The organism is Pseudomonas sp. NPDC096950, assembly GCF_044762525.1.
Classification (GTDB): Bacteria; Pseudomonadota; Gammaproteobacteria; order Pseudomonadales; family Pseudomonadaceae; genus Aquipseudomonas.
Genome location: NZ_JBIWEL010000024.1, coordinates 58,375 through 70,190 on the forward strand (window position 1 = coordinate 58,375; position 11,816 = coordinate 70,190).

An 11,816-nucleotide genomic window follows, 5' to 3' on the forward strand; every position below is an offset into this window, starting at 1 on the left:
CAAATGCCCGCGCATTAATACAGCCTGTTACTACGAAAGGATTGCTTACCATTTTCCGGCGTAGCGGGCAGGGCATTCGTTGTCTCGAAAGCTAGGCTCAGTTCAGGTGGCTGATTTGGGGAAGTCAGCGCCAGTTATCGGATTTCCAGGGAATGTCGAGTCTTACGACTCATTAACCTAACGGATGGGTTAGCATGAGATTGTTCAGCTACAAAGGATTTTCAATGGTGATCATGTTGCGCGATGAACACTGCCCGCCACACGCCCATGTGGACGGCGGAACCTGGAGCGCGCGCTTCAAATTCAGCTTCTGGCACAACGCTGTCGAGCTTTGGGATGTGGTGCCGCATTCGCGTCGCCCGCCAGTGGCGGTGCTGGAAGGATTGCGCCATGCCCTCAGGCAACCGGCCCACCTGCGCAGGGCGCGGGGCATCTGGTGGGACAAGTTGCACAGCGCTTGCCTCGACAATCAGTTGTGGGATTGGGAGAGCAATGAAGTGGTGGTGGTGAAGCGGCTCGCCAGCACGACCTACATGATTGGCTCCGCGTGTTACGAGCCTGAGGACAACAAAACCCTGCTGGCGCTGATAGGCGCACAGGAGGGCGTGGAGATCGAATTATGAAAACCATATCGGCAAAGCTGCAGTTGGATCGGCCCGTGACTGAATCAGTACTGGACGAAGCCATTGAGCGGGGGCGACTGCGCCACAAAAGTGGTGTGCAGGCGACGGCGGTAACGTTTCAGGAGGCGTGCCTGACAATCCGCTTCGAGGACGGCACTGGCGTGTTGTTACCGGTGAAGCTCTTCCCGGAGTTCGATAGTTTCGAAGACGAGGATTATGCCGATCTGAAAGTAGGCCTCTCCGGCACTGCACTTTGTCATGAGGCGAAAGACCTGCACGTCTCCATCGCGGGGATGATTTCCGCCAGCAAGCCCCTGATGAATTTGGCGGCCTCGGTTGTTTCCTCGCGCAATGGTCGCCAAAGCAGCGCTGCCAAGGCTGAAGCGGCCCGGGCTAACGGTAAAAAGGGCGGTCGCCCGCGCAAGGTCGAAGTCACCCAATAAGCACCCACAAAAAAGCCGTCATCGAGACGGCTGATTTGTATCGGGCACCTGCAATCAGCGCCGGGTCAGCAATACCCCGGATTCCATGTGATGGGTCCACGGGAACTGGTCGAACATCGCGCATTGGCTGATGCGGTGGGTGTCGTGCAGTTGGGCGATGTTGGCCGCCAGGGTTTCCGGGTTGCAAGAGATGTAGAGGATGTTGTCGAAGCGTCGGGTCAGTTCGCAGGTGTCCGGGTCCATGCCGGCGCGCGGCGGGTCGACGAACACACTGCCGAACTCGTAGCTCTTGAGGTCGATGCCCTGCAGGCGGCGGAAAGGTCTAACTTCGTTCAAGGCTTCGGTCAGTTCCTCGGCGGACAGGCGCACCAGGGTGACGTTATCCACAGCGTTTTCGCTCAGGTTGCTCAACGCCGCGTTGACCGAGCTCTTGCTGATTTCGGTGGCCAGCGCTTTGCGTGTGCGGGTGGCGAGGGGCAAGGTGAAGTTGCCGTTGCCGCAATACAGCTCCAGCAAGTCGTCGGAACGATCGCCCAGGGCATCGTAAGCCCAGTTCAGCATCTTCTGGTTCACGGTGCCGTTAGGCTGGGTGAACGCGCCTTCCGGTTGACGGTAGCTGAAGGTGCGGCCGCCGACTTCGAATTGCTCGACCACGTAATCCTGGCCGATGACTTCGCGCTTGCCCTTGGAGCGACCGATGATGCTGACGTTCAGGTCCGCCGCCAGTTTCGACGCGGCGGTGTGCCAGTGCTCGTCCAGCGGACGGTGATAGCACAGGGTGATCATCGCATCGCCGGCCAGGGTGGTCAGAAACTCCACCTGGAACAGCTTGTGGCTCAGGGCTGCGCTGGCTTGCCACGCAGCCTTGAGCTGCGGCATCAGTTCATTGATGCGCAGGCTGGCGATCGGGAATTCTTCGATCAGGATCGGCGTGCGTTTGTCGTCTTGGGCAAACATCGCGTAGTGACGGTCGCCACCTTCGCGCCACAGGCGAAACTCTGCGCGCAGGCGGAAGTTTTGCAGCGGTGAGTCGAACACGACGGGTTCTGGCGCACCGAATGGGGCCAGCAGGTCACGCAAGCGCGTGACCTTTTCTTCGAGCTGTACGGCGTAAGCCTGGGAATCAAAAGTCATGCGTTGAACCAACCCAACTTGATCACGAACAGAATCGACAGAATCACCAGCGCCGGGTTCAGCTCACGGGCGCGGCCCGACAGCAACTTGATCACGGTCCAGGAAATGAACCCGAAGGCGATGCCGTTGGCGATGGAATAGGTGAACGGCATGGCCAGGGCGGTGACCACGACCGGTGCGGCCACGGTGATGTCGTCCCAGTCTATTTCGGCCAGGCCGGATGTCATCAATACCGCGACGAACAGCAGTGCCGGTGCGGTGGCGAAGGCTGGAACGCTGGCGGCCAGTGGCGAGAAGAACAGCGCCAGCAGGAACAGAATCGCTACCACGATGGCGGTCAGGCCGGTGCGGCCACCGGCACTCACGCCGGCGGCGGATTCGATGTAGCTGGTGGTGGTCGAGGTGCCCAGCAGCGAACCGGCCATGGCCGCGGTGCTGTCAGCGATCAACGCACGGCCCATTTTCGGCATATGGCCGTCCTTGCCCATCAGGCCGGCGCGCTTGGCGACGCCGATCAGGGTCCCGGAGTTGTCGAACAGGTCGACGAACAGGAAGGCGAAGATCACGCTGACCAGACCGATGTCCAGTGCGCCCTTGATGTCCAGTTGCAGGAAGGTCGGGGCCAGGGACGGCGGCATCGACATCACGCCGCCGAACGGGGTGAAGCCCATCACGATCGAGACAATGGTCACCGCCAGGATGCCGATCAGCACTGCGCCGCGAACCTTCAGGGCTTCGAGGGCGACGATCAGGGCAAAGCCCAGGGTCGCAAGGATCGGTGCCGGTTGTTTCAGGTCGCCGATGCCGACCATGGTCGCCGGGTTGCTGACCACGATGCCGGCGTTGTGCAGGGCGATCAGCGCCAGGAACAGGCCGATACCGGCGGCAATCGCCGAGCGCAGGGGCAGCGGGATGCTGTTGATGATCCATTCGCGGATACGGAAGATCGACAGCAGAAAGAAGCACACCGCCGATATGAACACCGCACCCAGCGCCACTTGCCAGGTATGGCCCATGTGCAGGACCACGGTGTAGGTGAAGAAGGCGTTCAGGCCCATGCCCGGCGCGAGGGCGATCGGGTAGTTGGCGATCAGGCCCATGACCGTCGAGCCGAAGGCCGCGGCCAGGCACGTGGCGACAAACACCGCGCCCTTGTCCATGCCGGTCTCGCCGAGGATGCTCGGGTTGACGAACAGAATGTAGGCCATGGCCAGGAAGGTCGTGACGCCCGCAAGAATCTCGGTCCGCACGTTGGTGTTGTGTGCCTTGAGTTGAAACAGCCTTTCCAGCATGTCTGCTCCCCGTGGCGCGCAGTGCGCCGTGAATGTATCGACCTCAACAGCAAAGCACAGACTGCCCAGGGCACCCGGAATTTTCTGTGGGTCGGAAAAAGCCGCGCATCATACCAGCCGCGTGGGGTAATGGCTGCGATCGTCGGCGATGTTTTGCCGTTCACTGAACTGAGCCATACTGCGCGCCTGATTTGGGGGAGTCGTCATCGTGGGCATCAAGCGCAACATCGTTCGGTCGTGGGGTTTGTTTTTCGCCGGTCTGGCCGGTGTGCCCGCCGTTATGGCGGCGTCTGCACCGCCGTTGACCAGCGTGCAGGTACTCAAGGTCCAGTCCGCCACCTGCGGCATTGAAAATATTTCTGCCGGGCAAGAACGCACGACCTGCGATCATGGCGGGGCAAACATCAAGGTCTACGTGCTGGAGATGGGTTACGGGCGCGGACCGCATGCGTCCCTCGACGGTTTTAGCGTCGCCGGCGGGCAGACCAACGTCTGCGCCTACGACAACGGCAACCCGACGCAATGCACCAGCACTCAGACGCGGATCGTCGGCAAGCTCTACATCTATGATCTGGGCGACAAGCAGGAAGGGACGTTCACCTTCAGCAACACCTCGATTAACGCGCCGGGCAACACGGTTTCGACGCAGCTTTACATCAAGTAACGGCAGGCGCGAACAAGGGACACTAAAGCTGACTACGCTTTAAGGATCATCCCGTGGACCGTGCCCATGACCTTTAGAGCTCTGATTACCCTCGCCGAGGGCATCGATGACCTGCAATGCGTAACCCTGGTCGATGTGCTGCGCCGCGCTCAAGTAGAAGTGGTGGTGGCCAGCATCGAAGGCCGGCGCATGCTCACCTGCGCCCGCGGCACCCGCCTGACCGCCGACGCGATGCTGGTGGACCTGTTGGCCCAGCCGTTCGACCTGATTGCCCTGCCCGGCGGCGCCGTTGGCGCGCAACATCTGGCGGCCCATCAACCCCTGCAACAACTGATCAAGGACCAGGCCGCGGCTGGACGCCTGTTCGCCGGCATCGCCGAGGCCCCGGCGCTGGCGCTGCAAGCCTTTGGCGTGTTGCGTCAACGGCGCATGACCTGCCTGCCCACGGTCAGCAATCAACTGTCGGGTTGCACCTTCGTCGATCAACCGGTGGTGGTCGATGGCAACTGCATCACCGCCCAAGGTTCGAGTGCTGCACTGCCATTCGCACTGGCACTGGTGGAACAACTCTGCGGTAAAGCCACTCGCGCGGCGGTGGCGGGGGAGTTGTTGGTTTAGCGCTAAACCTGTGGCGAGGGAGCTTGCTCCCGCTGGCCTGCGAAGCAGGCCCAAACTCTCGCGCCACAGATCAATTCCTTTGAACGCTCATCCAACCCCCGAAGTCGTACCCCTTATGACGGCGGTTTGCCAAAACGCCGCGAATGTACGACTAACCGTGAGGTGTTTATGAGTGCGACCACTCCCGAGGCGGTGCAGCCGTCCTTCGCCCGTCATCCGTTACGCCTGACCCTTAATGGCCAGGCTCGTCAGTTGGAAGTCTTGCCCTGGACCACGCTGCTGGATCTGCTGCGCGAGCAACTCGACCTGATCGGCACTAAAAAGGGCTGCGATCACGGCCAGTGCGGCGCCTGTACGGTGTTGCTCAACGGTAAGCGGGTGAATGCCTGCCTGACCCTGGCGGTAATGTGCGACGGCGCCGAATTGACCACCATCGAAGGCCTCGCCAGCGGCGACGCACTGCACCCGATGCAGCAAGCCTTTATCAAGCACGATGCCTTTCAATGTGGCTATTGTACGCCGGGGCAGATTTGCTCGGCGGTGGGGCTGGTCAATGAAGGTCGAGCGCAAACCACTGCACAAATCCAGGAACTGATGAGCGGCAACCTCTGCCGCTGCGGTGCCTACAGCAACATCCGCGACGCCATCGAAGAAGCCTTGCCCCTCTGTCAGCAAGGAGGTGGCCAATGAATCCTTTCCACTACAGCAAGCCGGATTCGGTGCAGGACGCCGTGCATCTCGCCGGCCCGGCATCGCGTTTCATCGCGGGCGGTACGAATCTTCTGGATTTGATGAAGGAAAACCTGACCCGTCCCGAACATCTGATCGACATCACCGGTTTGCCATTGCGCGAGGTCAGTGAAACGGCCAAGGGCGGGCTGATGATCGGTGCGTTGGTCAGCAATGCCGACCTGGCCTGGCACCCGCTGATCGAGCAGCGTTATCCGCTGTTGTCCCAAGCCATTCTGGCGGGCGCCTCGCCGCAATTGCGCAACATGGCCAGCACCGGCGGCAATCTGCTGCAACGCACCCGCTGCTATTACTTCTACGACGCCAATGTGCCGTGCAACAAGCGTGAACCCGGCAGCGGTTGCCCGGCGCGGGACGGACTCAACCGGATTCACGCGATCCTCGGTGCCAGTGCGCAATGTGTCGCGACGCATCCGTCGGATATGTGCGTGGCACTGGCGGCGCTGGAAGCGGTGGTCCATGTGCAAGGTCGCCATGGCGCCAGAACCATCGAGTTCGCCGACTTTCACCGCCTGCCGGGCGACAACCCCGAGCGCGACAACCAGTTGGCTGACGATGAGCTGATCACCGCCATCGAACTGCCCGCCGCCGGATTTGCCGAGCACAGCCATTACCTGAAGATCCGCGACCGGGCGTCCTATGCCTTTGCGCTGGTTTCGGTGGCCGCCGCGCTGGATTTCACCGGGCCGGTGATTCGCCAGGCACGTCTCGCCCTCGGCGGCGTGGCGCACAAACCGTGGCGCGACGAAGCTGTTGAAAGTTGGTTGGTGGGCAAAGCGGCCAACGTCGAAACCTTCACCGCTGCCGCCGACGCCTTGCTGCAAAACGCCCAGCCTCTCGAACACAACGCGTTCAAAGTCCAGCTGGCCCGCCGGGCGATTGTTCGCGCCTTGAGCGATGCTGCGCAGGGAGGGCAAGTCTGATGACGACGTTCACCAAACCGATGGGGCAACCCCTGGACCGTGTCGACGGTCACCTTAAAGTCACTGGCCAGGCGCGCTATGCCGGGGAGTTTCCCGAGGACGGCCTGTTGCATGGCAGTGTTGTCTCCAGTCGAATCGCCTGCGGTCGTGTGCTCAACATTGACGCAAGCAAAGCCCTCGCGCTGCCGGGGGTTGTCGCGGTGATCGATCACACCAACCGTCCGAAGATCGCCAGTTATGACAAGGACTATGAAGACGCCGACTCGGCTGACGGCTCGCCGTTTCGCCCGTTGTATAACGATCGTGTCCTCTATAGCGGCCAGCCACTGGCACTGGTGGTGGCGGATAATCTGGAGCTGGCGCGCTATGCCGGCTCATTGATCGAGATTGAGTACGAAGCCGAGGACCATCAGACCGATCTGTTGAGCCTGCAAGGCGAAGCCCATCCCGCACCCGCCGAACTGCCCAAACCCCGTGGGAATTTTCAGGCCGAGTTCGCCGGCGCTGCCATAAGCCTGGATTTGAACTACAGCACACCGATCGAACACCATAACCCGATGGAACCTCACGCCAGCACGGTGCTGTATCAGACCGATGGCAGCCTGCACATCCACGACAAGACCCAAGGCCCGCAGAACTGTCAGTCCTACGTGCAAAAGGTCTTCGGCCTGGAGAAAGCGCAAGTCAGAATTTTCGCTGCTTATGTCGGCGGGGCATTCGGTTCCGGGCTGCGCCCGCAATATCAGCTGCCGCTAGCCGTGATGGCGGCGCTGCACCTCAAGCGCTCGGTGCGCGTGACGCTGACGCGCCAGCAAATGTTCACCTTCGGCTATCGGCCCCGCACCTTGCAGCGCCTGCAGTTGGGTGCGGCAGCCAACGGGCGCTTGCTCGCGGTGGCGCACACCGCCATCGGCCAGACCTCGCGTTTCGAAGACTTTACCGAGCATGTGGTGGAGTGGAGCGGCATGCTTTACCACTGCGACAACGTGCAACTGACCTACAAATTGCTGCCCCTGGACGTGTTCACGCCGCTGGATATGCGGGCGCCGGGCGCAGCGCTGGGCTTGATTGGCCTGGAGTGCGCGATGGATGAGCTGGCCTGCGCCTTGGCCATCGATCCGGTGCAACTGCGCCTGATCAACTATTCCGAGCGCAACCAGAACGAAGGCAAACCCTATTCCAGCAAAGAACTGCGCGAGTGTTATGCCCAGGGCGCCAAACGGTTTGGCTGGGAACAGCGCGATCCTGAGCCGCGCAGCATGCGCCAGGGCCGGCAGTTGGTCGGTTGGGGCATGGCCGGTGGCGTGTGGGAGGCGATGCAAATGAAGGCCAGCGCCAAGGCTTCGCTCGATCATCACGGCAAACTCACCGTCAGCAGCGCCACCACGGATATCGGTACTGGGACCTACACGGTGATGACGCAAATCGCCGCGCAAGCGTCAGGCGTTTCGCTGAGGGATGTCACTTTTGTCCTCGGCGACTCTTCATTGCCCACAGCGCCGTTGCAGGGCGGATCGTTCACGGTGTCGTCAGTCGGTACGGCGGTGCAGCAGGCCTGCGAAGCGTTGAAGGAAAAACTGCTCGCCGTGGCCCGGCAAACAACGCCGGCCTTCAGTGGCGTTACCTCGGAGCAGGCGGTTTTCGAAGACGGGGAGCTGTCATTCGGTGACGCGCGCATCAGCTTGGCGGATCTGGCCCGGGACAGCGGCGAGGATACGATTGAGGTTCAAGTCGACGCCGAGCCGGATAAAAAACGCGAAGCCTACGCCACGGCGACCCACTCGGCGGTGTTCGTCGAAGCGTTGGTGGATGAGGATTTAGGCACGGTGAAAGTCAATCGGGTGGTCAGCGCGATTGCTGCCGGGCGAGTGGTCAATCCGAAAATGGCCCGCAGCCAGATTCTCGGCGGCGTGGTGTGGGGCATCGGCATGGCGCTGCACGAGGAGACGCAAACCGACCACACGCTGGGCCGACATATGAACCACAGCCTCGCCGAGTATCACATCCCGGTAAACGCCGATATCGGAGACATTGACGTGCTGTTTGTCGAAGAACACGACGAGATCGTCAACGCCCTCGGTTCCAAGGGCGTCGGCGAGATCGGCATCGTCGGGGTCGCGGCGGCGGTGGCGAATGCGATCTATCACGCCACCGGCAAACGGGTGCGGGACTTTCCCGTCACCCTGGACAAGCTGCTCTAGACCTTGGCTTCTTCGACCGCGACGTGCATGCGGTCGCGGTTGGCCAGGGTCGGGAACAGTTTGATCCAGGTCCCGGTGACCACCAGCGTGCCGATGCCGCCCATGACCACCGCCGGCACGGTGCCGAACCAATGGGCGGTGAGGCCGGATTCGAATTCGCCCAACTGGTTCGAGGCGCCGATGAACAGTCCGTTCACGGCGCTGACCCGGCCACGCATTTCATCCGGGGTTTCCAGTTGCACGAAGGAGGCGCGGATCACCATGCTGATCATGTCCGCCGCGCCCAGCACCACCAGCACCGCCAAGGAGAACCAGAACGAGGTGGACAGGCCGAAGGCGATAGTCGCCACGCCGAAGATGCCCACGGCGGTGAACATCACCCGTCCAACCTTGCGTTCCACGGCAAATCGCGCCAGGAACAACGACATCAACAATGCACCCACCGCCGGCGCCGAACGCAACAGGCCCAGGCCCCAGGGTCCGGTCAGCAGAATGTCCTTGGCGAACACCGGCAACAGCGCCGTCGCGCCGCCCAGCAAAACCGCGAACAGGTCCAGGGAAATCGCCCCGAGGATGTCCGGGCGGCTGCGAATGAAACGGATACCGGCCAGCAGCGAATCCATGGTCGCCTTGCCCTTGTTCAACGGCGTCTGCCGCGCGGGCAGGTTGAGCATCAAGCAGCAAGCGATGATGTACAGCACCACCGTCGGGCCATACACCCAGACGCTGCCGAAGGCGTAGAGCAAACCGCCGAGCGCAGGCGCCACGATGGTCGCTGATTGCTGCGCCGATTGCGCGGCGGCGACGGCCCGGGGGAACAGCGCACTCGGCACGATGCTTGGCAGCAGGGCCTGAGTGGTCGGCATCTCGAAGGAGCGCGCGGCACCGAGCAGGAACGCGAGGATGAAGATCATCTCCCGAGTGACGTGATCGGTGGCGCTGCCGATGGCCAGGGACAGGGCGATCAGCGCTTGCAGCGACTGACAGATCGCCGCGACCTTGCGCCGGTCATAACGGTCCGCGACATGCCCGGTATGCAGCATGAACAGTACGCGCGGGGCGAACTCGACCAAACCCACCAGGCCCAGGTCCAGCACGTTGCCGGTCAGTTGGTACAGGTTCCAGCCAATGGCCACGGTGAGCATCTGGAAACCGCTGGCGGTAAACACCCGGGCCAGCCAGAACGCAATGAAAGGACGGTGGTGACGTAACAGCAGGGGCGCTTGGCTGGGCATCTGAAGGCAGGTCTTGAGCGAGGGGAGGGTTGAGACTATCACCAAGCTGTAACAAGAAGTTGCGCTGACAAAAATTTTAGGTAGCTAGACATCGATCTCCGAAACACCGGAATCCCCCTGTGGGAGCGGGCTTGCTCGCGAAAGCGGTGGGTCAGGCAAATTGATTTCGACTGAGACACCGCTTTCGCGAGCAAGCCCGCTCCCACAGGGAATGTGTTGCAGCCCGTGACCAAACCAATGAGGCAACCTGTCACGCGTCAAAAGACCACACCGTCCATCGTCAAAAATGGGACTACTCTTTCAACGTTGCTTGATCCAGATCAATACCCCACAAGGAATTGATCCGGCGGCCAGACGGCCAGACTCCCTACGTTGTGATGTTTGTAAAAAAAGAACGAATTCGAATTCGCCACACTCCATATCCGTGGGGGCAGAGTGGGTGCAGGGTCATAAGCCCTTCAGCCGGTATTACCTGACAGAGGAAGACTTATGTTCGGTTTGGAGGCACTTGATCTCGCCCGGATGCAGTTCGCGTTCACCATCTCGTTCCACATCCTGTTCCCGGCCATCACCATTGGCCTGGCGAGTTACCTGGCGGTACTCGAAGGCCTGTGGCTCAAAACCCACAACGACACTTACCGCGATCTGTACCACTTCTGGTCGAAGATCTTTGCCGTGAACTTCGGCATGGGCGTGGTCTCCGGCCTCGTCATGGCCTATCAATTCGGTACCAACTGGAGCCGCTTCTCGGACTTCGCCGGTTCCGTCACCGGGCCGCTGCTGACCTATGAAGTGCTCACCGCGTTCTTCCTCGAAGCCGGTTTCCTCGGCGTCATGCTGTTCGGCTGGAACAAGGTCGGACGCAAGTTGCACTTTTTTGCCACGGTCATGGTGGCCATCGGCACGCTGATCTCGACCTTCTGGATTCTCGCCTCCAACAGCTGGATGCAAACCCCCCAGGGCTTCGAAATCGTCAATGGCCAGGTCATTCCGACGGACTGGCTGGCGGTGATCTTCAACCCGTCATTCCCGTACCGCTTGATGCACATGGCGACGGCGGCGTTCGTGGCGACCGCTTTCTTCGTCGGTTCCTCGGCGGCCTGGCACTTGCTGCGCGGCAAAGACAACCCGGCGATCCGCACCATGCTTTCAATGGCGATGTGGATGGCGTTGATCGTCGCGCCGATTCAGGCAGTCATTGGCGACTTCCACGGCCTCAATACCCTTGAGCACCAGCCGGCGAAAATCGCCGCCATCGAAGGTCACTGGGAAAACGTCGGGGATGAACCGACCCCGCTGATCCTGTTTGGCTGGCCGGACATGAAAGCCGAGAAGACCAAATTTGCGGTGGAAATTCCCTACCTGGGCAGCCTGATCCTCACGCATTCGCTGGACAAACAGGTGCCGGCGCTCAAGGAATTTCCGCCTGAAGACCGGCCGAATTCGACCATCGTGTTCTGGTCGTTCCGGATCATGGTCGGCCTGGGCTTCCTGATGATTTTCACCGGTTTGTGGAGCCTGTGGCTGCGCAAAAGCGACAAGTTGTACACCTCGCGGCCGTTCCTCTACTTGGCTTTGTGGATGGGGCCGTCGGGTCTGATCGCGATCCTCGCGGGCTGGTTCACCACTGAAATCGGCCGTCAGCCTTGGGTGGTGTATGGCTTGATGCGCACGGCCGATGCGTCCTCCAATCACAGCTTCATGCAGATGAGCATCACGTTGATCATGTTCGTCGTGGTCTATTTCGCGCTGTTCGGTGCCGGCCTGGGCTACATGATGAGGCTGGTGCGTAAAGGTCCGAAGATCGACGAAGGCAAGGAAACCAACGACGGTGGTCCTGGCCAGAAACGCACGCCGGCCCGTCCGCTGTCCGCGGCAGACGATGATGACACCGACGGTGACCACCGCCACAGCCTGACCAAGGAGATTTGAG

The 11,816-nt window shown here is 61.2% G+C and carries 11 protein-coding genes; 8 read left to right on the top strand and 3 right to left on the bottom strand.

Going from position 1 to position 11,816, the window contains the following annotated elements; translation table 11 throughout:
- Positions 1-194 precede the first annotated feature (194 nt).
- Complete coding sequence (locus ACIQY3_RS27705) at positions 195-623, top strand: DUF4160 domain-containing protein (RefSeq protein ID WP_403026116.1); 429 nt, start codon at positions 195-197, stop codon at positions 621-623.
- A complete protein-coding gene (locus ACIQY3_RS27710) occupies positions 620-1,066 on the top strand; it encodes a DUF2442 domain-containing protein (protein WP_403026118.1) in 447 nt (148 codons plus the stop codon). The genes ACIQY3_RS27705 and ACIQY3_RS27710 overlap by 4 nt, the downstream gene beginning before the upstream one ends.
- Before the next feature lie 54 nt (positions 1,067-1,120).
- On the opposite strand, the gene trmA is transcribed toward ACIQY3_RS27710, so the two are convergent.
- Entirely contained in the window at positions 1,121-2,200 is a 1,080-nt protein-coding gene (gene trmA / locus ACIQY3_RS27715; RefSeq protein ID WP_403026120.1) for a tRNA (uridine(54)-C5)-methyltransferase TrmA, read from the bottom strand.
- On the bottom strand, positions 2,197-3,492 hold the full coding sequence (locus tag ACIQY3_RS27720) for an NCS2 family permease (protein ID WP_403026122.1): 1,296 nt from the start codon (positions 3,490-3,492) through the stop codon (positions 2,197-2,199). Before ACIQY3_RS27720 ends, trmA begins: the two co-directional genes overlap by 4 nt.
- A gap of 280 nt (positions 3,493-3,772) precedes the next feature.
- Here ACIQY3_RS27720 and ACIQY3_RS27725 point away from each other — a divergent pair, with 280 nt between their 5' ends.
- From ACIQY3_RS27725 to ACIQY3_RS27745, 5 genes are all read left to right on the top strand, one after another.
- Positions 3,773-4,156, top strand: coding sequence for a DUF4879 domain-containing protein (locus ACIQY3_RS27725; protein WP_403026212.1), 384 nt, complete (start codon positions 3,773-3,775; stop codon positions 4,154-4,156).
- Positions 4,157-4,222: 66 nt separating this feature from the next.
- Entirely contained in the window at positions 4,223-4,774 is a 552-nt protein-coding gene (locus ACIQY3_RS27730; RefSeq protein WP_403026125.1) for a DJ-1 family glyoxalase III, read from the top strand.
- A 168-nt stretch (positions 4,775-4,942) separates the two neighbouring features.
- A complete protein-coding gene (locus tag ACIQY3_RS27735; RefSeq protein ID WP_403026127.1) occupies positions 4,943-5,464 on the top strand; it encodes a (2Fe-2S)-binding protein in 522 nt (173 codons plus the stop codon).
- Positions 5,461-6,447 carry an FAD binding domain-containing protein gene (locus ACIQY3_RS27740; RefSeq protein WP_403026129.1) on the top strand — a complete coding sequence of 329 codons (987 nt, stop codon included), beginning with the start codon at positions 5,461-5,463 and terminating at the stop codon, positions 6,445-6,447. The genes ACIQY3_RS27735 and ACIQY3_RS27740 overlap by 4 nt, the downstream gene beginning before the upstream one ends.
- Positions 6,447-8,648 carry a xanthine dehydrogenase family protein molybdopterin-binding subunit gene (locus ACIQY3_RS27745; RefSeq protein WP_403026131.1) on the top strand — a complete coding sequence of 734 codons (2,202 nt, stop codon included), beginning with the start codon at positions 6,447-6,449 and terminating at the stop codon, positions 8,646-8,648. Before ACIQY3_RS27740 ends, ACIQY3_RS27745 begins: the two co-directional genes overlap by 1 nt.
- Here ACIQY3_RS27745 and ACIQY3_RS27750 read toward each other — a convergent pair.
- Positions 8,645-9,883 (bottom strand): MFS transporter, encoded by a 1,239-nt coding sequence (locus tag ACIQY3_RS27750; RefSeq protein ID WP_213940637.1) that lies wholly within the window; start codon positions 9,881-9,883, stop codon positions 8,645-8,647. The genes ACIQY3_RS27745 and ACIQY3_RS27750 overlap by 4 nt on opposite strands.
- A 489-nt stretch (positions 9,884-10,372) precedes the next feature.
- Between ACIQY3_RS27750 and ACIQY3_RS27755 the strand changes: the two genes are divergently transcribed.
- A complete protein-coding gene (locus tag ACIQY3_RS27755; protein ID WP_403026134.1) occupies positions 10,373-11,815 on the top strand; it encodes a cytochrome ubiquinol oxidase subunit I in 1,443 nt (480 codons plus the stop codon).
- Position 11,816 lies beyond the last annotated feature (1 nt).